Annotated in this window: 25 protein-coding genes and 5 tRNA genes; 21 read left to right on the forward strand and 9 right to left on the reverse strand. The window is 50.1% G+C overall.

Annotated features, from left to right (window positions below; genetic code table 11):
- The first annotated feature begins 65 nt into the window (after positions 1–65).
- The 8 genes from thpR to panC all read left to right on the forward strand — a co-directional run bounded on the left by thpR (position 66) and on the right by panC (position 6,697).
- Positions 66–617, forward strand: coding sequence for an RNA 2',3'-cyclic phosphodiesterase (thpR, locus tag BZG74_RS02460; protein WP_077771194.1), 552 nt, complete (start codon positions 66–68; stop codon positions 615–617).
- A gap of 19 nt (positions 618–636) precedes the next feature.
- Positions 637–1,359 carry a DNA/RNA nuclease SfsA gene (gene sfsA, locus BZG74_RS02465; RefSeq protein WP_077771195.1) on the forward strand — a complete coding sequence of 241 codons (723 nt, stop codon included), beginning with the start codon at positions 637–639 and terminating at the stop codon, positions 1,357–1,359.
- A gap of 123 nt (positions 1,360–1,482) precedes the next feature.
- The gene (gene dksA / locus BZG74_RS02470) at positions 1,483–1,932 is read left to right on the forward strand and encodes an RNA polymerase-binding protein DksA (RefSeq protein WP_046074011.1); all 450 of its coding nucleotides are present in this window, start codon (positions 1,483–1,485) and stop codon (positions 1,930–1,932) included.
- A gap of 187 nt (positions 1,933–2,119) precedes the next feature.
- Positions 2,120–3,004 carry a tRNA glutamyl-Q(34) synthetase GluQRS gene (gene gluQRS / locus BZG74_RS02475; protein WP_077771196.1) on the forward strand — a complete coding sequence of 295 codons (885 nt, stop codon included), beginning with the start codon at positions 2,120–2,122 and terminating at the stop codon, positions 3,002–3,004.
- A gap of 102 nt (positions 3,005–3,106) precedes the next feature.
- Positions 3,107–4,471: a polynucleotide adenylyltransferase PcnB gene (gene pcnB, locus BZG74_RS02480; protein WP_235605700.1), complete on the forward strand. Its 1,365-nt coding sequence runs from the start codon at positions 3,107–3,109 to the stop codon at positions 4,469–4,471.
- Positions 4,468–4,959, forward strand: coding sequence for a 2-amino-4-hydroxy-6-hydroxymethyldihydropteridine diphosphokinase (folK, locus tag BZG74_RS02485; RefSeq protein ID WP_077771198.1), 492 nt, complete (start codon positions 4,468–4,470; stop codon positions 4,957–4,959). The genes pcnB and folK overlap by 4 nt, the downstream gene beginning before the upstream one ends.
- A gap of 35 nt (positions 4,960–4,994) precedes the next feature.
- Positions 4,995–5,789, forward strand: coding sequence for a 3-methyl-2-oxobutanoate hydroxymethyltransferase (gene panB / locus BZG74_RS02490; RefSeq protein WP_077771199.1), 795 nt, complete (start codon positions 4,995–4,997; stop codon positions 5,787–5,789).
- An 11-nt stretch (positions 5,790–5,800) separates the two neighbouring features.
- Positions 5,801–6,697: a pantoate--beta-alanine ligase gene (gene panC / locus BZG74_RS02495; RefSeq protein ID WP_077771200.1), complete on the forward strand. Its 897-nt coding sequence runs from the start codon at positions 5,801–5,803 to the stop codon at positions 6,695–6,697.
- 13 nt (positions 6,698–6,710) lie between these two features.
- On the opposite strand, the gene BZG74_RS02500 is transcribed toward panC, so the two are convergent.
- Together BZG74_RS02500 and BZG74_RS02505 are read right to left on the reverse strand one after the other, a co-directional pair.
- The gene (locus BZG74_RS02500) at positions 6,711–7,973 is read right to left on the reverse strand and encodes an HD-GYP domain-containing protein (RefSeq protein ID WP_077771201.1); all 1,263 of its coding nucleotides are present in this window, start codon (positions 7,971–7,973) and stop codon (positions 6,711–6,713) included.
- Positions 7,974–8,283: 310 nt separating this feature from the next.
- A tRNA-Phe gene (locus BZG74_RS02505) sits at positions 8,284–8,359 on the reverse strand.
- A 362-nt stretch (positions 8,360–8,721) separates the two neighbouring features.
- On the opposite strand from BZG74_RS02505, the gene BZG74_RS02510 reads away from it, so the two are divergent.
- The 12 genes from BZG74_RS02510 to BZG74_RS02565 are packed head-to-tail and all read left to right on the forward strand — an operon-like array spanning position 8,722 to position 20,581.
- Positions 8,722–8,979 (forward strand): STAS domain-containing protein, encoded by a 258-nt coding sequence (locus BZG74_RS02510; RefSeq protein WP_077771202.1) that lies wholly within the window; start codon positions 8,722–8,724, stop codon positions 8,977–8,979.
- Between the two features lie 22 nt (positions 8,980–9,001).
- Complete coding sequence (locus BZG74_RS02515; protein ID WP_046074018.1) at positions 9,002–9,361, forward strand: response regulator; 360 nt, start codon at positions 9,002–9,004, stop codon at positions 9,359–9,361.
- Between the two features lie 21 nt (positions 9,362–9,382).
- Complete coding sequence (locus tag BZG74_RS02520; protein WP_077771203.1) at positions 9,383–11,482, forward strand: chemotaxis protein CheA; 2,100 nt, start codon at positions 9,383–9,385, stop codon at positions 11,480–11,482.
- 9 nt (positions 11,483–11,491) lie between these two features.
- Positions 11,492–11,989 carry a chemotaxis protein CheW gene (locus BZG74_RS02525; RefSeq protein ID WP_077606112.1) on the forward strand — a complete coding sequence of 166 codons (498 nt, stop codon included), beginning with the start codon at positions 11,492–11,494 and terminating at the stop codon, positions 11,987–11,989.
- A gap of 8 nt (positions 11,990–11,997) precedes the next feature.
- Positions 11,998–12,468, forward strand: coding sequence for a chemotaxis protein CheW (locus BZG74_RS02530; protein WP_077771366.1), 471 nt, complete (start codon positions 11,998–12,000; stop codon positions 12,466–12,468).
- 3 nt (positions 12,469–12,471) lie between these two features.
- Entirely contained in the window at positions 12,472–14,865 is a 2,394-nt protein-coding gene (locus BZG74_RS02535) for a methyl-accepting chemotaxis protein (protein ID WP_077771204.1), read from the forward strand.
- 2 nt (positions 14,866–14,867) lie between these two features.
- Positions 14,868–15,713: a CheR family methyltransferase gene (locus BZG74_RS02540; RefSeq protein WP_077771205.1), complete on the forward strand. Its 846-nt coding sequence runs from the start codon at positions 14,868–14,870 to the stop codon at positions 15,711–15,713.
- A 1-nt stretch (position 15,714) separates the two neighbouring features.
- Positions 15,715–16,365 (forward strand): chemotaxis protein CheD, encoded by a 651-nt coding sequence (locus BZG74_RS02545; RefSeq protein WP_077606115.1) that lies wholly within the window; start codon positions 15,715–15,717, stop codon positions 16,363–16,365.
- Complete coding sequence (locus tag BZG74_RS02550; RefSeq protein WP_077771206.1) at positions 16,365–17,417, forward strand: protein-glutamate methylesterase/protein-glutamine glutaminase; 1,053 nt, start codon at positions 16,365–16,367, stop codon at positions 17,415–17,417. The genes BZG74_RS02545 and BZG74_RS02550 overlap by 1 nt, the downstream gene beginning before the upstream one ends.
- Complete coding sequence (locus BZG74_RS02555; RefSeq protein ID WP_077771207.1) at positions 17,407–18,573, forward strand: methyl-accepting chemotaxis protein; 1,167 nt, start codon at positions 17,407–17,409, stop codon at positions 18,571–18,573. Before BZG74_RS02550 ends, BZG74_RS02555 begins: the two co-directional genes overlap by 11 nt.
- A gap of 9 nt (positions 18,574–18,582) precedes the next feature.
- Complete coding sequence (locus tag BZG74_RS02560) at positions 18,583–18,882, forward strand: STAS domain-containing protein (RefSeq protein WP_077771208.1); 300 nt, start codon at positions 18,583–18,585, stop codon at positions 18,880–18,882.
- 10 nt (positions 18,883–18,892) lie between these two features.
- Entirely contained in the window at positions 18,893–20,581 is a 1,689-nt protein-coding gene (locus BZG74_RS02565; RefSeq protein ID WP_077771209.1) for a SpoIIE family protein phosphatase, read from the forward strand.
- A gap of 173 nt (positions 20,582–20,754) precedes the next feature.
- Here the strand turns inward: BZG74_RS02565 and BZG74_RS02570 are convergent.
- From BZG74_RS02570 to mutY, 7 genes are all read right to left on the reverse strand, one after another.
- Positions 20,755–20,830 (reverse strand) — tRNA-Asn (locus BZG74_RS02570).
- Between the two features lie 4 nt (positions 20,831–20,834).
- Positions 20,835–20,910: transfer RNA gene (locus tag BZG74_RS02575), tRNA-Phe, on the reverse strand.
- A 2-nt stretch (positions 20,911–20,912) separates the two neighbouring features.
- A tRNA-Thr gene (locus tag BZG74_RS02580) sits at positions 20,913–20,988 on the reverse strand.
- 45 nt (positions 20,989–21,033) lie between these two features.
- Positions 21,034–21,109: transfer RNA gene (locus BZG74_RS02585), tRNA-Phe, on the reverse strand.
- 135 nt (positions 21,110–21,244) lie between these two features.
- Positions 21,245–22,387 (reverse strand): membrane-bound lytic murein transglycosylase MltC, encoded by a 1,143-nt coding sequence (mltC, locus tag BZG74_RS02590; RefSeq protein ID WP_077771210.1) that lies wholly within the window; start codon positions 22,385–22,387, stop codon positions 21,245–21,247.
- 100 nt (positions 22,388–22,487) lie between these two features.
- Entirely contained in the window at positions 22,488–22,760 is a 273-nt protein-coding gene (locus BZG74_RS02595; protein ID WP_046074030.1) for an oxidative damage protection protein, read from the reverse strand.
- Complete coding sequence (gene mutY, locus BZG74_RS02600) at positions 22,757–23,845, reverse strand: A/G-specific adenine glycosylase (RefSeq protein WP_077771211.1); 1,089 nt, start codon at positions 23,843–23,845, stop codon at positions 22,757–22,759. The genes BZG74_RS02595 and mutY overlap by 4 nt, the downstream gene beginning before the upstream one ends.
- A gap of 201 nt (positions 23,846–24,046) precedes the next feature.
- On the opposite strand from mutY, the gene trmB reads away from it, so the two are divergent.
- The gene (trmB, locus tag BZG74_RS02605; RefSeq protein WP_077771212.1) at positions 24,047–24,763 is read left to right on the forward strand and encodes a tRNA (guanosine(46)-N7)-methyltransferase TrmB; all 717 of its coding nucleotides are present in this window, start codon (positions 24,047–24,049) and stop codon (positions 24,761–24,763) included.
- The last annotated feature ends 47 nt before the right edge of the window (positions 24,764–24,810 follow it).

The raw sequence follows: 24,810 nt of genomic DNA on the forward strand, positions 1-24,810 counted from the left end.
GAATTCGCCCTTTGTGTCAGAATCAAAGTGACTATTTTAACGGACTGAGCGTAAAAGGAGAGCCCATGCGACTATTTTTCGCATTAGGTTTGGACGAGAAAGCCAATCAAGCCGCTCGGGAGCAACTTGTTCGCTATAACCATCATCTTTATGGTGAAGGGCGCGCGGTACCCGATCAAAATTTACATCTCACCTTGGCGTTTTTGGGGGAGGTTCCTGATACCAAGCTCCCCGCGCTTCAAGCTGCGGCAAGTAACCTGGCTCTGCCTGCGTTTAATCTCACGACCTCAAGTGTTGAAGTATGGGAGCAGCCGAAGATTGCGTGTGTAACGTTCAACCAACCACCGTCGGCATTGTTTGAGCTGGCCAATCACTTACAAACCTTACCCGTTTGGCCAGCGAAAGCGGACAGCCATGTGTTTACCCCGCATATTACCTTGCGTCGTGGTGTCAAAGATGACGATGCGCTGGACTTACCGACGCTTCCTGCCCAGACATTTGCCTGTCAACGATTTGGATTATATGCTTCGCCTTCCTCCACGTCGGATGAATCGATACCTCGAGATAATGAGGGGCGGGCGTTATACCAATGCCTGCATCAATTCAGCCTTTGTTAATCATCAGCAGGAACGGCAGATGCAGTTTTCTCCACCGCTAGCGTCGGCAACCTTAGTACGCCGCTATAAACGTTTTTTAACCGATGTGACCTTGGCTAATGGCGAGTTGCTGACCATGCATTGTGCCAATACGGGGGCGATGACTGGTTGTGCGACGCCAGGCGATACCGTTTGGTATTCCACCTCCGATAATACCAAGCGTAAATACCCGCATAGTTGGGAGCTCAATCATACCCAGCAGGGACACTGGATTTGTGTTAACACGGCGCGCGCCAACACCTTAGCGGTTGAGGCGGTGCAGGCGAATCGTATCCCTGAACTAGTTGGGTATCGACAATTACAGACGGAAGTACGCTATGGCAGTGAAAACAGCCGGATAGATTTGCTATTACGTGACGATGACAAACCTGACTGCTATATAGAAGTAAAGAGTGTCACATTATTGGAGGAAAACGGCTGGGGTGCGTTTCCGGACGCCGTCTCGACACGCGGGCAAAAGCACTTGCGTGAGCTGATGGCAATGGCAGAGCAAGGACATCGTGCGGTTTTATTATTCGTTGTTTTGCACTCAGGGATTGAAAAAGTCACAGGCGCCCCCCATATCGACCCGGATTATAACCAGTTATTAAATCATGCGCTGGCGTCAGGGGTAGAAGTGATCTGCTATCAGGCTCAGATGTCGCCGAGTGAGCTAAATCTGGTTAATTCCGTACCTTTTGTTAGTCATACCGCAAAAGTGTAAGCATGTTCACATTGGGCGTTGTAGGGCGTAAATCAAAGATTGCCACCCTAAAGGCTTTCTGCTATAGATAGCGCCCTCATTTGACAGACACGGGTCATGTCAAGGTTTTTTAGGAGAAGCTGAATGCCAGAAAGCAAAGAAAAGAAATCGCTGGGCATCCTGGCCATTGCCGGATTAGAGCCATACCAGGAGAAACCTGGAGAGGAGTATATGGGAGAGGCTCAGCTTGAGCATTTCCGTAAAATCCTCAATGCGTGGCGTAATCAGCTCAGGGAAGAAGTCGACCGCACCATGAATCATATGAAAGATGAGGCGGCTAATTTCCCCGATCCTGTCGATCGTGCAGCACAGGAAGAGGAATTCAACCTAGAGCTGCGTAATCGCGATCGCGAGCGCAAGCTGATTAAGAAGATCGATAAGACATTGCAGCGCATCGAAGATGATGACTTCGGCTTTTGCGACTCGTGTGGTATCGAAATTGGGGTGCGCCGCTTAGAAGCTCGCCCAACAGCAGAGCTGTGTATTGACTGTAAAACACTGGCTGAGCTAAAAGAAAAGCAAATGGCTGGCTAACGCTGGCGCGTTGTATTTGCACACATCGATGCCTAGCCATGGTTAGCGGAGAGAAAATCAGACAAATAAAAGGGAGCTTCGGCTCCCTTTTTGTATTTTAGGGTGCTTGTGTTAGCGCAAGATCCCCGTACAATTTGCGCTATTCACACTCGCTGCAGGCGTTGCACCTACTGTCTATGCGCTTATCATGACTTCGCAGACCACTTATATTGGCCGTTTTGCCCCTTCCCCGTCGGGCCCGCTGCACTTTGGCTCATTGGTGGCGGCACTCGGCTCGTATTTAGATGCTCGCGCACATCACGGGCAGTGGCTGGTACGGATTGAAGATATTGATCCGCCTCGGGAGCAGCCGGGCGCGGCCAGTGATATTTTACGCACGCTGGAGGCGTTTGGCTTTGAGTGGGACGGAGAAGTGCGTTATCAAAGTCAGCACCTTTCTGATTATCAAGCACAAATAGAGGCTTGGCTTGCATCGGGACAGGCGTATTATTGCACCTGTACGCGTCGGCAAATCAAAGAGGCGGGCGGCGTCTACCTAGGTTGGTGTCGTGATAAAGACAAAGGCCCTGACGGGGCCGCGGTGAGGCTAAAAAGCCCCGTGGAGGTGTTAGCCTTCAATGACCGATTGCACGGCACGCTCCACCTGGATGCGAATCTGGCCAACGAAGACTTTATTATTAAGCGGCGTGATGGCTTATATGCATACAATTTGGCGGTGGTATTAGATGATATCGACCAAGGCGTGACCGATATCGTGCGTGGGGCGGATTTGATTATGCCGACAGGGCGCCATATTGCATTGTACCAACAACTCGGCCAACCCGTGCCGCGTTATTTACACCTTCCTCTGGCGGTCAATGCAAAGGGACACAAGCTTTCGAAACAAAACCGGGCTCCTGCCATTGATAATCAAGCGCCGCTTCCTGCTTTACGCGCAGCGATGACGTTTCTTGGTTTGCATGCAGTGGCCGACACTGAGGTGGCTACCCCCACCGAATTATTACATCTGGCGGTCAAGACTTGGTCGTTGCCACACATACCGAAAAAAACGGAAGTGATGACAGCATTCTAAAATGGCCCACCCTGATATATTATATGCCGCTGTTTCATGGCCCGAACAATCAATACGAGGTGAGCTATCTTTAATCGAGTGACCAGCTTTTGCCGTAAGGTTCTGAATCGTGATAGTAAAACACGAGCAATAGAGGATCTTAAGTTGGAAGTTATCCCCCGCAAAGCACATGGCATTTCGCGAAAAGGTATCAGCGAAAATGCGCTGAAAGTGCTTTATCGCCTGCACAAAGCGGGCTTTGAAGCGTACCTCGTTGGTGGCGGTGTGCGAGACCTTTTGTTGGGGCGTGAACCCAAAGACTTTGATATTGCGACAGACGCAACGCCGGTTGAAGTCAAAAAGCTGTTTCGTAACTGTCGACTCATAGGCCGACGCTTTCGTCTCGCCCATATCTTATTTGGCCGCGATGTGATTGAGGTCGCCACGTTCCGAGGTCACCACGGCAAAGGCGAAAAAGATAAGCAAACGGCTCGCTCAGAAGATGGGATGCTATTGCGTGACAATGTATATGGCACCATCGATGAAGACGCGCAGCGCCGTGACTTTACGGTGAATGGGCTGTATTACAATATCGCCGACTTTTCTATTCGGGATTACGCGGGTGGTCTTGATGATCTCAATAACCGCGTCATCCGCCTGATCGGTGATCCTGAAACGCGCTACCGTGAAGATCCAGTACGGATGCTACGCGCAGTGCGCTTTGCGGTTAAGCTCGATATGACGATTAATAGCGCGACAGCAGCGCCGATTGTCGAGCTTGCGCCGTTATTGCAAGATATCCCAGCCGCGCGAATGTTTGAAGAAAGCTTGAAGTTGTTGCAGTCCGGCCAAGGATTCGCGACGTATCAAATGTTGCGCGAGTATAATTTATTTCAGCAGCTTTTCCCTGCCGTTGCCGCGCACTTTACCGAGACACAAACCAGCCAAACGGAGCAAATGCTAGAGCAGGTTTTACGCTCAACCGATAAGCGGGTAGTCAACGAACAACGCATTAATCCGGCTTTCTTATTTGCTGCGATGCTGTGGTATCCCTTGGTGACACGGGCGGAAGAAATGGCATTTGAGAGTGGTTTGAGCTACTACGACGCCTTCATGGTGGCCGCCAGTGACATTGTGGATGAGCAAGTGAAGACCATCGCCATTCCGCGGCGCTTCACCGCCATGATACGTGAAGTGTGGCAATTGCAAATGCGTATGACGCGCCGTACTGGTGCGCGTGCCTTTAAAACGTTGGACGAGAAAAAATTCCGTGCAGCGTTTGATTTGCTTGAGATGCGCGGTGCGGTCGAAGGTGAAGAGACCGAGGTGCTTTGTGCGTGGTGGCGAGACTTTCAGCGTGCGGATCAAAGTGGCCGCCAAAAAATGGTGCGTGCGATCAATAAAGTTCATAATACGCGTAAACCTAAGTCTCGTCGGCGCAAGGGACCGCCACGTCGGCGTAAACCGCAGTCAAATTCAGACGCATGAATCGGGTATATATCGCCATTGGCAGCAACCTCGGTGAGCCTATAGAAAAAGCTAAGCAGGCGATTGCTGCGTTAAAGACACTGCCGCAGAGTCGCTTTGTGGCAGCATCAGCTCTTTATACCAGCAAACCCATGGGGCCGACCGATCAGCCCGATTATGTTAATGCCGTCGCGGCGCTGGACACTCAGCTTGACCCTCTGACACTATTGGATGCAACACAAGCCATTGAGCTTGATTATGGCAGGGAACGCAAAGCAGAGCGTTGGGGACCGAGAACCTTGGACCTCGATATTCTACTCTATGGCAATCGCGTCATCGACGAGCCGCGACTGACGGTGCCACATTACGGCATGAAAGTGCGTGAGTTCGTGCTTTATCCACTTGCCGACATCGCCCCCGACTTGTGCCTGCCTGATGGCAGCACTCTCGCCGCGTGCCTGACGCGCGTTGATCGCAATGGTTTAACCCGTATTAGCGATCACGCTTAATCGGTGGGCCCCAGTTTCAGGCTTTGGGAGACATAATGAAAAAAATCACAATTACCGATCTGATCACTTGGAAGCAGCAAGGGCAGAAATTTGCGTCCTTGACTGCCTATGATGCGAGCTTTGCTCAATTATTTGAGCAGCAGGATGTACCTGTTTTATTAGTTGGCGATTCGTTAGGCATGGTGTTGCAAGGCAAAAGCGATACCTTGTCAGTATCGGTTGACGAGCTGGCGTATCACACCCGTTGTGTCCGAGCGGGGAGTCCAAATAGTTTACTGATGGCCGATATGCCATTTATGAGCTGTGCCACCCCTGAGCAAGCCTGTACCAATGCCGCAGAATTGATCAAAGCGGGCGCCAATATGGTCAAAATCGAGGGCGGATCATGGCTGGTTGATGCGGTTAAAATGCTGACCGAGCGTGCGGTGCCGGTTTGTGTGCACTTGGGCCTCACCCCGCAATCGGTGAATATCTTTGGTGGCTTTAAAGTACAAGGCCGAGAGGAAGAGAAAGCCGAGCAAATGGTAGCCGATGCGGTCGCGCTAGAGCAGGCCGGTGCGCAGATTATCTTACTTGAATGCGTTCCCGCCTCACTGGCTAAACGTATTACCGAGACCGTTTCTGTGCCGGTGATTGGCATTGGCGCTGGTGGTGACACCGATGGTCAAATTTTGGTCATGCATGATATGCTCGGCGTATCGGCAAACTACATGCCTAAGTTCTCGAAAAACTACTTGGCAGAGACCGGTGATGCGCGCGCTGCGGTGGCTAAGTATGTGCAAGAAGTGGCGAGTGGCGAATTTCCCGGTTCCGCCCACACGTTTAAATAGAGAGACCGAGTATGCAGGTAATTTCTGAGGTGGCGCCACTGCGCGACCAAGTTGGCCAGTGGCAAAAAGCGGCTAAGCGCATCGCCTTTGTGCCGACCATGGGAAATCTCCACCAAGGGCACTTAACCTTGGTGCGTAAAGCCCGCGAGCAAGGCGAAGTGGTGGTGGTGAGCATTTTTGTCAATCCGATGCAATTTGATCGCGCGGACGATTTAGCCAATTACCCGCGTACCTTGGATGATGATCTGGCTAAGTTGCGTGAAGAGGGCGTGGATCTGGTGTTTACGCCCACAGTAGAGACCTTGTATCCGCGCGGCCTTGAAGCCCACACCACGGTCGAGGTGCCAAGGCTCTCAACCATGTTAGAGGGGGCATCGCGCCCTGGCCATTTTCGTGGTGTCGCCACCGTGGTGAGCAAACTCTTTAATTTGGTACAGCCTGGTGTTGCCTGTTTTGGCGAAAAAGACTTTCAGCAATTGGCAGTGATCCGCAAATTGGTGGCAGATATGGCGATGCCGATTGAGGTTATTGGTGTCCCTACGGTGCGTGAAAGCGATGGTTTGGCGATGAGCTCTCGTAATAACAACTTAACCGTTGATGAGCGCCAACGCGCGCCAGTATTGGCAAAAACCATGCGGTGGATGAGTGCACAGATGCGCAACGGGCGTCGTGATCTCGACGATCTGATTGAAGATGCTCATGATCAACTGCGTGCAGCGGGGTTGAAGCCTGACGAATTTTATATTCGTGATGCGTCGTCGCTTACCCAAATAACAGAAGACAGCCGGCAGGCGGTGATCTTGGTGGCTGCTTATCTTGGCAATACCCGGTTAATTGACAACTTAACCGTTGACCTGCACCGCGCCGCAGAGAAAGTCGATAAAGCAGACAGCAGCGCTAACTCATAGGGCGCGGTGGCGTTTAGCCGTCAGCGTCCATAAAGTACGAAATTCGGGTGCGTGGCTTCAGGTATTCTTTTACCTCTTCCGGCAATTTAGAGATAGGTACAGCGGTATCTATCTCTAATTCACTGTCTCGCATGTCAATGATCGTCGCTTGGTCTGACGGAATCTCCGAGTCATAGATCATGACATTGGGCTTGAGCAGTGCTGAACTGTTCACCGACACGATAATACCGATATCGTCATTCGATAGCTTCACTACCGTACCGGGTGGGTAGACGCCCATCATCTTGACAAATAATGCCAACAGACGTGGGTTGAACTTGGCTTTATTGTCTTTGAATAAATGTGATAAGGCTGAAAACGGCATCCGTGCTGGCGCGCCAAATTGAGGGCGACATAAGCGGTCAAAAAAGTTAACCATACTGACAATTTGTGCCGCTTCGTCGATGTCATCACCTAATAGGCCTTTGGGGAAACCACTGCCGTTGGCAAACTCATGATGCTGAGCAATGATGGTCTCGACTTCAGGGGTACACTCGCTCATTTCTGATACTAGCTCCGCACCGTAATTAACATGTTGACGGTAGTAATTCATCTCTGGCTCCGTCAGTCGCTCCTTTTTTCGCACGATGGCCGACGGCACCTTCTTTGTACCTATATCATGCAACACCGCGCCTGTGAGTAGGGTACGAAGCTGATCGTTATCATAACCATTGCTGCGAGCCAGCATCAGCGCGAGCACTGCGACGTTCAATGAATGCGCATACATATCTTCCGCCAGGCTGGGATCATCCATTAGGTGCAGGGTGACATTCGACTCACTACCAAAGACCATCATGCTATCGACGAGCATGCGGACATCCTCGTTAGCCGCTTGTGGACGGTTGGCCGCCTTCATATTGATGGCCCGTAGCTGTGCCATCGAACGTTGATAATGCTTCTGCACTTTTTGAATGCGCGCACGAAAGCGGCGTTGTTCCTCTATACGCAGTTGTTTCTCCTGCTCCATTGCCTCTTTTTCTCGGCTGACCGCATATGGGTCGACTTCATCCGGGTTTTCTTTTTTTTCTGCCAGCGCGGGTAAGGGCGCCGCCGTACTTTTATCTGGGTAGTAGTAGACAAAGCTTATAGGGAGCGAGCGTATCACCTTCGCTTGTGCCTCACTTTCTATTTGAAAACGATTAAGCATAAACGGATGATCGCGCCATTTTAGCGGGAGTTTGATGTAAAGACCGGCTTGAAGTCGCTCTGTTGAGAGTTTGATGCTATTGGCTGACATGCGTTAATGACACTCGATCCATGAGGTAAAAGACAAGAATAAAACCCCAACATATTACCATAAATAGGCGATGTTGAGTAAAAAGCCTAATCGCTATCGCACTGAGCGGAAGCCGACTTAAAGGGTAGCAAAAAGTGCCAGAGGGGGGATGCATTTGCTGTCGTGGCATAAAAAAATCCCCACTCGTGTGAGTAGGGATTTTCGTAAACATGGTGCCCGGAGGCGGAATAGATCGCGGCCTGCAAGGTCACCGACACGGTGTCGGCATAAAAAAAATCCCCACTCGTGTGAGCAGGGATTTTCGTAAACATGGTGCCCGGAGGCGGAATCGAACCACCGACACGGGGATTTTCAATCCCCTGCTCTACCGACTGAGCTATCCGGGCCAGGGCGCCTATTAAATAGCATTAACCGCCTCGTGTCAAAGCATATTTAACTGCTTCATTCCATTGAAATAAGTATTATTCCCACGTTTTTTAACCGTTGTCTTTTGTGATCTCACTCATTCTTTTGAATGAATAGAAAGGAATGCAAAGGTGTTGATTTAATTATGTTTTACAAATGAATTTTATATAAAGTTCTGTTTCATATACATAATTTTAGCTTTTCTTTTTGGTCGAAAAAACTACCTGTCGATAATCCATCTTTAAAAGTAAGGACTAAAACCAGTTGTTCTATTGAATGTTGCTACACTTATTCAACAACCAAAGGCATGTCTTTTTTGACAACAATTTAGGACGATGCATCCATGAAAATAGAACTCGGAGACTCTCTCGATATCACCCAAGTACAAAATATTAAAGAAGATTGGGGAGCCAAGGTGGCAGAGGGGGGAGCTTGTGTCATCGACGCTAGCCAGCTGGGCAGAGTTGATGGTGCCGGCCTGCAATTATTGTTGGTGTTGGTGCGTTCTTGTGATGACGTTGAGTGGCTGAACGTCCCCGAATGCCTACTAATCTCGGCGCAACATGCCGGCATGACGACTTTATTAAAGCTAAATACTTGATACACGGAGTGGGAGTAAAAGGATGGCAAATATACTAGCAGCGGATGATTCGGTATCGATTCGGCAAATGGTTAGCCACACATTAAAGGAGGCAGGATATCAAGTTGAAACGGCTAACGATGGTGCAGATGCACTGCGAAAAGCAAAGTCTAAAAAATTTGACCTCATCATTTCCGACGTCAACATGCCGGTGATGGATGGTTTTGAGTTTGTTAAACAAGTGCGAGGCGTACAGCAGTACAAATTTACCCCGATATTGATGCTCACTACCGAAGCGTCCGCTGAGAAAAAGTCGGCGGGTAAAGCGGCGGGAGCGACAGGATGGATTGTTAAACCATTCAACCCAGACACCTTACTGAAAACACTCAAACGCGTGCTGTAAGGCGCATCAACGGAGGGTAATATGGCCATGGATATGGATCAGTTGCGACGCATCTTTTATGAAGAATGTCGTGAAAACCTCGAAGTGCTGGAAAGAGAGCTCTTGGCGCTTGACCCGGGGGCGACAGATCTTGAATCCATAAATACCATTTTCCGTGCTGCGCACTCGATTAAAGGGGGGGCTGCCACCTTTAATCTTGACGACATTAGTCACTTCACACATGTGATGGAAACCTTGCTTGACGAGGCTCGGGAAGGAAAGCGACAGCTCGACAGCCACACGATCGATGTATTACTGCGTGGTGGTGATTGTATCCTCGCGATGCTTGAAGCTTACGAAAATGAGGTTGAGTACGACAAAAGCGAGCGAGATGCCGTCACTGCTGCGCTTAACGCAATCATGGATAGTGCTGCGTCAACAGCCTCTGAGCCAACAGAAGCAGACACAGAAGATCTCGGACAGCAAGCGTCGGCGGCAACGGGACATGAAGAATGGTCGATTACCTTTGTGCCGCACCCAGACATGCTTTTTTCTGGCAATGATCCTGTACGTATATTGCGTGAGCTTCATGCACTACCCGGGGGCGCAGAGGTAACGTGCGATCAGACGCACTTGCCTACCTTCGAACAATTGGACCCTGAGCAGCTTTACTTGCGTTGGCACATTCGTGTTGATGGTCATGTCCCAGAAGAAGAAATTGCCGCGATTTTTGAGTGGGTGGAAGATGAATGCGACCTCACTATTAGCCCCATCGGCGCTGAGAATGAGAGCGATGCGGATACTGAACCTGTTGAGGTAGAGCAGCATCCCGTATCATCACAGCCGCAAGACAACGTCTCCGCGCCCGCTTCCCCTCCCGACGCTAAACCGGCAGCGAAAAAAGCCAATAAGCCACCGGCGAAAAGCGAAGCCAGTGTGTCCTCCATTCGCGTTGAAATCGACAAAGTCGATAACTTGATTAACCTTGTAGGTGAATTAGTAATCACTCAGTCGATGCTGGCAGAGTTAAGCAGCGACTTTTCACCTGAGCGGCTTGAGCAACTGCAATCTGGCCTTGAGCAACTGATGCTCAATACCAAAGAGTTGCAAGAAAGCGTGCTCGATATCCGCATGTTGCCGATCAGTTTTGCCTTTAACCGTTTCCCTCGTTTGATTCGAGACTTGTCCTCGCAGTTGGGAAAGCGGGTGGAGTTAGTCATAGAAGGCGAGAGCACCGAGCTAGATAAAACCGTACTCGAGCGAATTGCTGATCCGCTGGTGCATTTGGTGCGCAACGCGGTGGATCATGGTTTAGAAACCCCAGAAATCCGCGCGGAAAAAGGCAAGCCTGAAACAGGGAAAGTGCACCTGAATGCTTACCATCAGGGCGGCTCGATAGTGATTGAAGTCAGTGACGATGGCGCTGGATTACACAAAGAAAGGATCTGGCGTAAAGCGCTGGATAAGGGGCTGATTTCAGACGATCTCCCGCTCAGTGAACTGACGGACACGCATGTTTTTAACCTCTTGTTTGCCCCTGGTTTCTCCACAGCCAAACAAGTCTCTGATGTCTCCGGGCGTGGCGTGGGCATGGACGTGGTGCGCCGAAACATTGAACAGCTGGGCGGCAACATTGATGTGCACTCGGCGCCAGAGCAAGGCAGCACTTTCAAAATTAGCTTGCCGTTAACCCTGGCTATCTTAGATGGTCAGCTGGTGAAAGTAGAAGGCCAAGTGTATGTGGTGCCACTGATTTCTATCATTGAATCGCTTCAGATTGATAGCCGCCAAATTAAAACCGCCTCTGGTGTTCAGCTTTACCGGTTGCGAGAAGAAAACATTCCCATTCTACGTTTAAAAGAAGAGTTTGAGCTCGGCAGCAGTGGCGACGATCTTGATAAACAGCTGCTTTGTTTGGTCGAAGCCGGGGATAAAAAGGTCGGCCTGCTACTTGATGAGCTGCTTGGGCAGCAGCAAGTGGTGATCAAAAGCTTGGAGTCCAACTATGCCCGCGTGCCTGGTATCTCAGGCGCGACCATCTTGGGGGATGGCTCTGTCTCACTCATTTTAGATATCCAAGGCTTAATCACGCAGTTTTTAGCGCGTGTCAGCGATGCCAGCGGTCATATCGCAGCAGCCTAGGGAGGGAATATGCAGACGGTAATGGAATCAGACAATGCGCTGGATATTGATGATCGTGTTGAGCAACTGCAAGGCAGTGACTATCTGAGCTTCGAACTAGATGGCGAACTGTATGGCGTCGATATCCAAACGGTAGAGGAGATCCGGGTGTGGGAGTCACCGACACTGATCCCGCGCTCGCCCGCCTTTATCTTGGGCGTGATCAACCTACGCGGAATGATAGTGCCGGTGATGGATTTACGTATTCGCTTTCAGGCCAAACAGGTCGATTATCACCGAGAAACCGTGGTGCTGATTTTGCGCGCCAGTGAGGTAGCCAATAACAAGGTGATGGGCGTGGTAGTCGATGCCGTTTCCGATGTGGTTGACCAAGGGGAGGGACAGATTATGCCTCCGTTTGGTGATTCTCAGGTGATTGCTTATGTCAGTGGCCTGCTCAATGTCGGCGAGCGGGTGATGTCGTTGGTGAATGTGGATGAGTTGTTGCGTATCGAGCGATGGATATAGGTGAGGATATGGCGCAATCGCGAGAATACTTAAGTTTCTTACTCGAGGATGAAGAATACGGCGTCCATATTCTCGATGTGAAAGAAGTCAGAGGATGGTCGGAAGTCCGTCGAATCCCCAACACGCTGCCGCATATGCTGGGAGTGTTGGAGCTTCGGGGCGAATACATCCCCATTATGGATATTCGCCAGTGCTTTGGTATGACGCCAGCGACGCTCACCGCTATGAGCGTCATCATTATTGTTCGCAACCAACAGGGGGTGTCGCTCGGTATCGTGGTGGATGCGGTGGCTGAAGTGCACAACTTGGAGAAAGAGCAAATTAAAGCCCCTCCGGGACTGCATCAGCACGATAAGTGGTACATGGAAGGCATTGCGTCAGTGAATGACAGGCACCTGGTGTTGATTAACTTGGAACAGTTGTTCGACTTTGATCAGTTACAACAAAGCGCACAACCGGAAAGCGCAAACGAGGACTAGAATATGGCGTGGTTTAAAAGGGAAGTACAGCAAGACAACCAACAGACCAAGCAAAATGTGCAGCTGTTAGCCGCACTAAATGTCGCGCCTGCTGCACTTGTTATGCTCGACAGTCAGCAGCACGTCACCTTGATTAATCGACGTGCGCTGCAACTGTTGCAATGTTATCAGGCAGCGATTCGCGAGCACGGCAATGTCGATTTCACCGCGCAAAGTGAGATGTTATTTGGTAAGCCAATGAGCAGCATATTCGCGGCGGATTTAGTGGACTACCAACAATGGCAGCAGCTTATTGATGACAAACCATCCGTCCAAACTATCGAGTTAGGTGCGGGCAAGTTGCGTGTGTCGGCCAGTAAAGTCGCTGATGGTCAAGGCTACAGTGTGGAACTTTGCGATGTGACGGCGCGCGCCCACCAAACGGAGGAGCACCAACGCTTAAAAGGAGCCTTAGATAACACCCACAGTGCTTTTGTATTGTTAGGGCTCCATGGCGAAATCACCCATGTGAATGAGCAAGCGGTGAAACTGTGTAAACAACATGAGAAAACCTTCCGGGTGAAAAACAGTGCCTTTGTTGCCAGCCGTGACGATATCCTTGGCAAACACATTGATTATCTGTTTCCTCAACTGCAGCGCGAAACCTTTCACACCCCTGATAAGATGCCTATCAATCGGGATATTCGCTTTAAAGATGCGCGCTTTGAGTTTCATGCCACCGCCAGCTACGACCGTCACGGTAAGCATGTTGGTACCACGATTGAGTGGCGTGATGTCACTGAAAGACGTAAGAAAGAGTCAGAACATTCATTATTGGCGGCCGTGGTTGAGGGAATGACCACCAATGTGATGCTCGCGGACAAAGACGGCATCATTCGCTACCTTAACCCTGCAGTCACCGATCTGTTTAATAGCCGTGAAGATGAAATGCGCGAGATCTTTCCAGGCTTTGCTGCCGATAAGCTGGTCGGTACCAGCATTGACCAATTCCACAAAAACCCGGCGCACCAACAGTCTGTGATTGCCAACCCAGACCGGATGCCATTTAAAGCGGAAATTACGGTTGGAGAGCTGGAATTTGCGCTCAATTGCATTGCCCTTTATGACGATGACGATGAATACATTGGCCCTGCGCTGCAATGGGAAGACATTACCGAACAAATGGATAGCCTGCGTCAGGTAGAAGACCTTATCGAGAAAGCGGCCGATGGCAACCTTAGTGATCGAATGGATACCAGTAAGTACCGTGGTTCGATGGCAAAACTCGGTAAGGGTATAAACCAGCTACTGGATAGTTTCGTTGATCCGCTTAACGAGTGTATTCGCGTAATGCGAGGGGTATCGAAAGGGGATCTCAAAGCGACCATGCCGGAAGACTACAAAGGCGATTTCGAAGATCTCAGCCAAGCGGTCAATGCCTCGATTAATAACGTTCGCAACATGGTTGAAAAGATCACCCATTCATCGGCACGGGTGGCGTCAGCCTCCGCAGAAATTGCTGAGGGGAATAACGATCTGAGTGAGCGTACTGAAGAGCAGGCGGCTAACTTGCAAGAAACCGCAGCAAGTATGGAGCAAATGACGGCCACGGTGAAGCAGAATGCGGAAAGTGCATCATCGGCCAATACGCTCTCCAGTAAAGCTAGCGAAAAAGCGCGTAAAGGCGGTGAAGTGGTCAAAGAGACCGTGGATGCAATGGCTGAAATTAACGATGCCAGTAAGAAAATAGCCGATATCATTGGGGTGATCGATGAAATTGCTTTCCAAACCAACTTGCTCGCTTTGAATGCGGCGGTAGAGGCTGCGCGTGCGGGTGAACAAGGGCGTGGCTTTGCCGTTGTCGCGGGTGAGGTACGCAATTTGGCACAACGCAGTGCCGGCGCCGCGAAAGAGATCAAAGACTTGATCAAAGACAGTGTCGAGAAAGTGACTCAAGGCTCGAAGCTGGTGGATGAATCTGGCGAAATGCTGGAGGAAATCGTTGCCTCTGTCTCCGAGGTGTCTCAGCTGATTGGTAAAATCAATGCGGCGAGCCAAGAACAAGCCACAGGCATTGATGAAATCACGCGCTCAGTGGCACGTATGGACCAAATGACACAGCAAAACGCTGCATTGGTTGAAGAAGCTGCTGCATCGAGCCAGTCGATGAGAGAAGAAGGCGCGGAGTTAATTAACTTAATTGGCTTCTTCCAAGTAGATATCGATGCTGACAAGCTCGTGGATATTCAAACGCCAAGCACCAAACCCAAGGTGACCCCGCCTCACACGACTAAGACAGCGCCTAGAGCGAGCAGTGATAGTTACCGCAATGGTGAGGCCGCGAAAGCGCGCCTTAAGGCGGTGAACAGCCAAAAAGCGCCGAGCAATGAAGTCAGTGATGAGTGGGAGGAGTTTTAACCATGTCTGCGCCAGTGAATGCTTCGTCGGCTGGCGCTTATGACTTTAGCCAGCGCCATTTTAAATATGTACAGACATTTATGGCGAATGAGACGGGGATCTCTCTGGCTGATAAAAAGAAAAGCATGGTTTATGGTCGTTTAGCGCGTTGTTTACGACGAACAGGGATGGCGACCTTTGATGATTACTTTGCGTTGGTTGAGCAAAGCAAGGACGAACGTGTGGCCTTCATCAATGCGCTAACCACCAATAAAACCCAGTTCTTTCGTGAGCGTCATCATTTTGAGTTTTTAGCGCATCAACTGATCCCCCAGTGGCAGGCGGCTAAGCAAAAGCGTATCCGGATTTGGTCTGCGGGCTGCTCGACGGGCGAAGAGCCCTATACCATCGCCTCGGTACTCGCGGGGCATGGGATGTTAGAAGGGCAGTTAGATGTACAAATTCTTGCCACCGACTTAGATACTCAGGTGCTCAATACTGCCAGTAATGGTACCTACAGTTTGGAAGTGGCACATACGATTCCCAAAAACTATTTACAACACGGTTTTTTAAAAGGAAAAGGCATCAAGCAAGACTTGTTTAAGGCCAAACGTCTGCTTCGTGATGTGATCAGTTTTAAGCAGCTGAATTTAAAAGGAGAGTGGCCACATAAGCATACGATGGATGCGATCTTTTGTCGTAATGTGATGATCTATTTTGAGCGCGATACACAGCAGCGGCTTATTGAGCGCTTTTGGCAGCAGCTTGTCCCTGGCGGCGTGCTTTTTATCGGCCACTCGGAAGGGATCGGAAAGATGGCAGAGAAGTTCGATAACTTAGGCCACACCATGTATCGCAAACGGGAGTGATATGCACCAAGCGTTGGAATTACATCACCATGCGCAAGAGAAAACGCTAAAACGTTTTTTCAGCCCCGAGCACGATAAGCATATGGTGAAGCTACAGCCTGGCGATGTTTACGTCAGCTCTGATGATGAGCTGATTGCCACAGGCTTAGGCTCATGTATTGCCGCGTGTATTTGGGATCCTTTGTCCCAAATCGGAGGCATGAACCATTTTATGTTGCCACTCAAGCGTGAAGAGGCGGAATCCACCTGGACTCCCGAACAGCATTTGTCGCGTGCCGCGCGCTATGGCAACTACGCGATGGAAATTCTGATCAACTCTTTGCTGCAACAAGGTGCGGTGAAAAACCGTCTGCGGGTCAAGCTGTTTGGTGGCGGCAATATCATGGGGCAAAACATTGCCATTGGCCGTAAGAATATCGACTTTGTCCGCCAGTACGTCATCAATGAACAACTCCCTTTAGTGTCTGAAGATCTAGGACTAGCTTTCCCGCGCCGGGTGTTATTCGAGCCTCGTACAGGAAAAGCGTGGGTAAAGAAAATCCAGTCATTGAGTCAACAAGAGCTGGTGGCGGAAGAAACGCAATACAATCAGCGCTTGCTGCAGGAATCCTATGATGATGGCGCCGACGAGCAAGATGTGGAGCTATTCTGATGAGCCAATATCGCTACAAAGTCTTAGTCGTTGACGACTCGCCGCTTTATCGCACCTTAATTCGAGAGTGTTTGGAAAGTGACAGTGAGTTAGAGGTGGTTGGGGTAGCTGCTGACCCCTACGAGGCGCGCGAAAAGATTAAAAAGATTAATCCAGACGTGATTACACTCGATGTTGAAATGCCCAAAATGGATGGCATTCAGTTTCTTAAAAACCTGATGCGCTTGCGGCCGATGCCAGTGATCATGGTCTCGACCCTGACCCAGCATGGTGCAGATGTCACTTTGGCAGCGCTGGAAATCGGCGCGGTGGATTATGTGCCCAAGCCCTCAGCGAGTAGCGCGACCGCGATCACTCGCGAGCGTGATGAGCTGGTCAGCAAAGTGAAAATGGCCGCCCAGGCCAATGTTGGACAAACGAAGAGTTGGCATAAACAGCCGAATGTCAGCATCGATCGTCAGCATTACAACCGTCGGGGCTATCAAGTGATTGGGTTGGGGGCATCAACGGGCGGCACCGAGGCATTGCGTGGAGTACTTGAGCGCTTACCTCCCCATATGCCACCTATCGTTGTCACCCAACATATTAAAGCGGCATTTTGTGGCCCTTTCGCCAAGCGGTTAGACCGTGCGTGCCGTTTGCAGGTTGAGGAGGTAACCTCAGAAAGGATGCCTTTGGTACAAGGGCATGTCTATGTGGCGCCGGGAAACCAACATCTTACCGTCGTTAATCGACAAGGGCATTTGTATTGTCACCTCTCTGATAGTGACCCGGTTGAGCGGCATCGTCCCTCAGTCGATGTAATGTTCTCATCCATCGCAGAGTCGGTGGGAGGGAAATCTATTGGTGTGATATTAACCGGGATGGGCAGAGACGGCGCAAATGGTTTGCTGCAAATGTATCAAACCGGTGCACTTACCGCCGCGCAAGACCAAGCCAGCTCTGTGGTATGGGGAATGCCAAGAGTTGCGATCGAGCTTGGCGGCGCGGCAAAGACGCTGTGTTTAACGGAAGTGGCAAATTTTTTAGTGGAGGCCGTATATGGACGCTAATCGCTACACATTGATTTGGCCACCTGCATTGACGATGGTCAGTGTGGTTGCGTTAGCGCTTTGGTCAATGTCTTGGCAGATCATGGCGCTTGCTGGGCTTGTGCTCGTCAGCATGGGCTGGCATCTATGGCAATTACGCCAGGTAGCTCAATCCGTCACTCAGCGTGGCTCAGCTGATAGCTCTGAGGAGGGCGACGAGCCCAAACAAATTTTGCGTCGTATCCACCATATACTCTCCATTGAACTCGTCCCTATCCGCGAGCAACTCTCACGCCAACGAGAGGTGATTGATAACTCGGTAGAAAGCCTTAACAACAGCTTTTTCGCGATGCAAAGCGCCTGTCGTGATCAGGTCAATACAGCGACCAAAATGGCCAATGAGCTGCTCTATAACGATGAGAGTGAATACAGTCTCACCAAGGTGTTGCCTGCCACTGAAAAAGCCATTGATGGCTATATCGACATCATGGTGAAGGTCAGTGATAAAAGCGTGGCGTCGATTTACATCATCGAAGAGATGTCCGGCAAGCTCAATGAAGTCTTCCAGCTGTTGGATGATGTACAAACCATGTCGGAACAAACCAACTTATTGGCGCTTAACGCAGCGATTGAAGCGGCGCGTGCGGGGGAGAATGGGCGCAGCTTTGCGGTGGTAGCGCAAGAAGTTCGCTCCTTAGCAATTAAAGCGACCGACCTGAATACCGAAATCCACAAACACATCGACTTGGCTCAAGATAGCGTCGATAAAACCAAGGCGACGGTGGGCGAAATTGCCTCACTTGATATGACCGAGTCTATCCGTTCGAAAGACTATATTGACTCACTCCTAGAAGGGGTTAAAGAGGTCAATGATGAAGTTGGGAAAGAGATTGAACGTGTTTCCTCTTTAGGTGAGCAAGTGCAAAGTGAAGTGAACACCTGTATCAAAAATCTCCAGTTCGCCGACATTGTGTCGCAACAAGGTGGGCACATACTTGATAACTTGCACATCTTAGAAGAGCTCAACGAGCTGATTATCAACACCATGGCGGACGATACCATCGACTGGCAGCAGCTTAACCAACAGGTTAATGAGATAGAGGAAAAGGCGGGGTCTGCGGCGCGAGCGCCAGCGAAACAAGCCTCGTTGGACGAGGGTGACATCGAATTATTTTAAGGATGCTTCATGAATATCAAGCGCGACATATCGAGTGATGGAAAACAAGCTGTTTTGCATGTTAAGGGAGAGTTTAACTTCGCTTTAGTTCAGGAAGTGCGTAACGCCTATGTGGATCTTAAAGGGAAGGACGTGATTGTCGATTTACGGGAAGCGACTTATATGGACAGTGCGGGACTGGGGATATTGCTCAATATGCAAGATTATCTTGATAAGCCAAATGGTGCGATAAAACTGGTCAATTGCTCTGATGCGATAAAACGGGTGCTATTGATTGCCAAGTTCGAAAAGAAATTCCACATTGAGTGAGTAGGCGCCTATGAACGTCTTGGTGGTGGATGATGAGCCGGCATTAGTACACTATATTGCCGCGGCATTAAAGAGCGAAACAGGCAATATCAGTATGGCGATGAATGGCCAAGAAGCGTTATCGCTCCTCGAGAATATTGATCCTGGAATGTTTCCTGATCTTATTATCTCAGATGTGAATATGCCCCAGCTCAATGGCTTTGACATGGCGCAAGAGGTAAGGAATCGCTATCCGCAAAAATTGTTGCCGATTGTGTTCCTTACCGGGGTGAGTGATTCTGATATCTTTGCCAACTGCTTGAAAGCTGGGGATGATTTTGTCAGCAAACCCGTTGACATCGCCGTGCTAATCGCCAAAGTACGCACGCATTTGCGCCACGTTCGCTTATTCCGAGAAGTGAGCCATCAACGCGACCAACTCAAGCAATTCCAAGAAACCACCGTTTACGAACATGCCATGGCGAGCCAGATATTTGAACGATTGATGTCATTCAATGTTGATGGCGTGCCGGGTGTGGAGACGTTCTCAGGCGCATTTAGCCTTTTTAATGGTGATGTGACCATGGTATTGCACCGACCATTTGGTGGCCTGTATATTATGATTGCGGATGCCACTGGGCATGGCCTACCCGCCGCTATCAGTACTATCCCTGCGGTTAAAACCTTTATCGCCACGGCAAAACGAGGGTTGCCTGTCGGTGATATGGCCATTGAAATAAATGAGCATATCTGTACTTTTATGCCAGTTGGCACCCTACTTGCCGGCGCGTTGGTAGAGGTGATGCCAGATGGTCTGACGGTTAACGTTTGGAGTGGCGGACTACCCGATGCCTATTGTCTGGATAAACACGGACAAATACTCGCCTCATACCAAGGTCGGCATATGGCATTAGGCGCACAAGCAAAAGGGCAGTTTGATGCTACTATCACTCGATTAGCACTTCAGCCAGGTCAGCGCCTGTTTTTTGCGACCGATGGCGTGACAGAAGCGCGTAATAGCGCAGGTAAGCAGTTGGGCGAAGTTGGGCTTATTCGTACCTTAAGTGGCTGTCAAGGCAGTTTGATAGCACAAGCTAAACGCACGTTAACCGCCTTTGCCGGTGACAATGGTGTCACGGATGATGTGTCCATGCTCGAGCTGACCTTCCCGCTGATAGCCCCTCCTCGTGAGCCGCTTTCCGAAAAGGGCGCGACTTATTCGGTCGTACCTTCAACAACTCACATCGTGTTTGATACCGCTTTGCTAAAAGAAGCGGATATTGTTAGGGACTTGCGCGGCCGTGTAAAAGGGATGGTCGGGGAGAGTACTGACTTAGATTTGATTTGTACCGTGGCGTCAGAGCTTATCACCAATGCGCTGGATTATGGCATTTTAGGCATGCAGTCGGTGAGTAAAGACGATGTGGATGGTCTACTGCATTACTTTAGCGAGCGGCAAGCCAAGCTCAACGCGTTGAGCGGGGATTATGTCGTTAAACTTGATTTGGTTTATCAGCCCGAAGAAGGCTTATTCAGCATGCGTTTGTCGCACACGGGAGACGGGTTCGACTATCAGTGGCACTTACATGATAAAAATCATGATGCAGATAGCCTTTCCGGAAGAGGTATCACCTTAGTGCGCTCTATTTGTGAAAAGGTCACGTACAGTGATGAGGGGCGTCAAGTCGATGTGGTATTCAAATTACAGATGAATGAGTGACATAGTTGGCGATAGCCAAACAAGCCAAACAAAAAAACGCTAACCTTTCGGCTAGCGCTTCTTTAAAGGTGGCTCCCCCAACTGGACTCAACGGGGGCGCCTAGCCCTGTGACATATTTGGCGATAGCCAAACAAAAAAGCGCCAACCTTTCGGTTAGCGCTTTCTTTAAATGTGGCTCCCCCAACTGGACTCGAACCAGTGACATACGGATTAACAGTCCGCCGTTCTACCAACTGAACTATGGGGGAATAATGGTGCCTCGAGGCGGAATCGAACCACCGACACGGGGATTTTCAATCCCCTGCTCTACCAACTGAGCTATCGAGGCAATGGTGCCGGCTGCCGGAGTCGAACTGGCGACCTACTGATTACAAGTCAGTTGCTCTACCAACTGAGCTAAGCCGGCACACAAATCGCGAAATACTGTGTGTCACACCATTATTTCATTATATGGTGCCCGGAGGCGGAATCGAACCACCGACACGGGGATTTTCAATCCCCTGCTCTACCGACTGAGCTATCCGGGCCAACGGGGCGCTATTAAACGGATTTTCCGTCTCACCGTCAACTGTTTTTTTGAAAAAAGTGCTGATATCGCATTGTTTGGATAAAAACCCAGCGAAGTGCGACAAAAACAGGCAAAAATCGACGCACACCGCCATTTATTGGGGGAGTTGAGCAAACTCTTTTTGATAGCGAGTGACCTTTTGCAAGTAGCGCCGAGACTCCGAAGAAGGGTGGCGATGGGTCAGCGCCCAATAGACTTGATTCGGGCGCAGCTTGTTTAAATCCTGCATGGCGCGACGCCTATTAGAGTCAAAGGTACGCAGGACATTGCCTGTTCCGCCGTTATAAGCGGAGATCATGCTGTAGTGCAGAGACAGTGGATCGCGCACCGCTTTTAGGTAACGGTTTTTTAGAATGTAAAAATAGGCAGTGCCTGTATCAATATTTCGCTCAGGATCAAAGAGATACTTTGGGGTGGGTTGGCCACTGCGTTTTTTGACTAATTTGAATACATCACGCCCGGCCGTTTTTGGCACCACTTGCATTAGGCCATATGCATTGGCCCAGCTCACCGCATAAGGGTTGAAACTACTCTCGGTTTTAATGATCGCATAAATCAGCTTTTCAGAGATGCCGTAACGCTTCGATGCACGGCGGACGATATCAGCGTATTGATAACTGCGCTTGGCGACATGATCATTGACCATGGGAATGGTGACGTAATACATGTTTTGAAAACGCACTTTTTTCTTTTTTAAGCGCTTATCAATCAGATAATTAGCAAAACGATTGGCGCGCCATTCCCAGGTGATGGTTTTTCCTTCATGATCCACCACTTGGCCTTCGAGGAAAGGGCGGCCGGTAAGTGGCACTTTCGCTGCAGAGTACAGATCGACAGAGGCCGGATCTCTTGGCGTGAGCAAAGTGGTGACGATCGCTTGCTTAAGGTGAGATTTGGGGGCATCAGTAGCGACGGTTTCTACGCGGATCAGCCCGCGTTCAAAATCAATGCGCGCCCGGCTTTTATAATTGTCTGTGTATTTGACGTAATCTCGCTTGCCTGAGACGAACACTTGGTTTTCGCCCCAGCGCACCTCAATTTTACCAGTAAACTGGTTAATCAATTGATTGAGAGCATCAATGTCTTTTTCAAACTGACCAGGAATAGGGGCTAGATTTTTGGCAAACCGATTGGTGGTTTGATAATCCACGCCCACGTATTTTTCTACGCTTTCGCGGCTACAACCGGACAGCAAGGTGCTAAAACAGCACACCAACAAGCAAAGTATTCGCGTCATCGTTTATTGCATTAGTATAAAAAACACCCGCACTGAGATTAACACAATGCGGGTGTTTTGTAGCCTTGGCGATGCCCGAGTGTGGAAGGGGCCGCGTTAATTAGGCCTCGGGGGGCACATAACCGTCGATATGCACATCTTGGCCTTCGAATAGAAACTTCACCATTTCTTCTTCGATAACCTTACGGTGCTCAGGATCCATCATGTTGAGTTTTTTCTCGTTGATGAGCATGGTTTGTTTTTTCTGCCACTCAGCCCAAGCTTCTTTAGAAATGTTGTCATAAATGCGCTTACCCAGCTCGCCGGGATAAAGCTGAAAATCTAGCCCGTCGGCTTCTTTTTGTAGACGTTGGCAAAATACGGTACGGCTCATAATCTAGGCTCCTTGTCATCGCCTGTGAGATGTTGTTGGCGCTCGTGTTCTAATAAGGTTAACAGCTTTTTTACTGGTGCGGCTAACCCAATTTTTGCTGGTTGCGACAAGTTATACCAAAGCCCTTGGTTCGCTTCCATGATGATTTGCGGCCTTTCAGTAACACTGACTCTCACTGGGACAATGTCGAGGTGAAAGTGACTAAACGTGTGCCTAAATGCGGTTAATATCTCGATGTCGGTGGGGGTGACCCCTTGTAGCTTGTCGGCTATCTGTGCATCAAGGGTGTGTTCAGCCGCTTCGGGTAAGCACCATAGCCCGCCCCACAGCCCACTTGGAGGTCGTTGTTCAAGCCAGATTTCATCTTGATGCTGAACCAACAAGAAATGGGCTTGTTTGACGGGCAAGGTTTTTTTCGGTTTTTTACCGGGAAAGTCGAGCTGACGGCCTTGGGCGCGCGCTTCACAGCGATCGGCTACTGGGCATAGTTCGCATTTGGGCTTGCTGCGAGTACACACCATGGCGCCCATATCCATCATCGCCTGGTTGTATTTGTCGGTATCCGTGGTGGGCGTGAGTGTTTCGGCAATCTCCCATAACTTGTTTTCTACCGGTTTTTTCCCGGGCCAGCCCTCAACGGCAAAGCAACGTGCCAAGGTGCGTTTGACGTTACCATCCAAAATTGGATGGGGTTGGTTGAGCGACAAAGAGAGCACCGCGCCGGCGGTCGAACGCCCGACACCTGGCAGCGCCATCACCTGTTCGAGTGTGGTTGGAAACACGCCATCATGGTCATTGGCGATCACTTGTGCCGCTTTATGTAAATTGCGGGCGCGGGCGTAATAGCCCAGGCCTGTCCATAGGTGTAAGACCTCATCCTGCTCGGCATGGGCGAGGTCGGTGACCGTTGGAAAACGCGCCATGAATCGTTCGAAATACGGGATCACAGTACTCACTTGGGTTTGCTGCAGCATGATCTCGCTGAGCCAGACCTTATACGGGGTTTTGTTTTGCTGCCAAGGCAGGGTTTTGCGGCCATATTGGTCATACCAGCTTAAAATGGCGTCGGAAAAAGATTGACTCACTGTGCTCTCTCTTATTGTTTTGCTCACACGTGCACAAAGGCAGGCCACAGGGTACACTAACGAGCGGGCACACTAACAGGATCAGTGCTGCCAACTTGCGCAATGGCGAAAACTTTGCATAATGCGCAGTCCGTTTAGATTTCCAACAATCGATGGTCTTCTTCACCACCATCATTAACACTGCATCACAGGCACTCAATCATGACTGAAGTCACTAAAACCGAACTGACCGAGGATGGCAAAGTTATTCGTAAAGTACGCAGCTTTGTGCGTCGCGAAGGCCGTTTAACCAAAGGCCAAGAGCAAGCGCTCAGCGAGTCTTGGCCGACCATGGGCATTGACTTCGAGGCGACCGAGCTGGACTGGCAGCAGGTGTTTGGCAACGACAACCCGGTGGTGCTGGAAATCGGTTTCGGTATGGGCGCTTCCTTGGTGGAGATGGCTAAAAATGCCCCCGAGAAAAACTTTGTGGGCATTGAAGTCCACACCCCAGGCGTAGGCGCTTGTTTGATGGCCGCGCGAGAAGCGGGCGTCACCAATCTGCGTGTGATGTGTCACGATGCGGTCGAGGTCTTTGAGCAAATGCTGCCCAAAGAGAGCCTCGACACCGTACAACTGTTCTTCCCTGACCCTTGGCATAAAAAGCGTCACCATAAGCGCCGCATCGTCCAACTGCCGTTTGCTGAAATGGTGCGTGACAAGCTAAAAGTGGGTGGTGTTTTCCATATGGCCACCGATTGGGAGAACTATGCCGAACATATGATTGAAGTGATGGAGGCCGCGCCCCATTATCAGAACATGGCGCAAGATGGCCTTTATGTACCACGCCCTGACGATCGCCCTCTCACCAAATTTGAGCAGCGTGGGCAGCGCCTTGGCCATGGTGTTTGGGATATCAAATACACGCGCACTGCTTAAAAGACGCGTGTGCCAACCGGTATCTGTTACACGCTTAAAGCCAACCT

Source organism: Salinivibrio sharmensis, from assembly GCF_001995985.1.
Lineage (GTDB): Bacteria > Pseudomonadota > Gammaproteobacteria > Enterobacterales > Vibrionaceae > Salinivibrio > Salinivibrio sharmensis.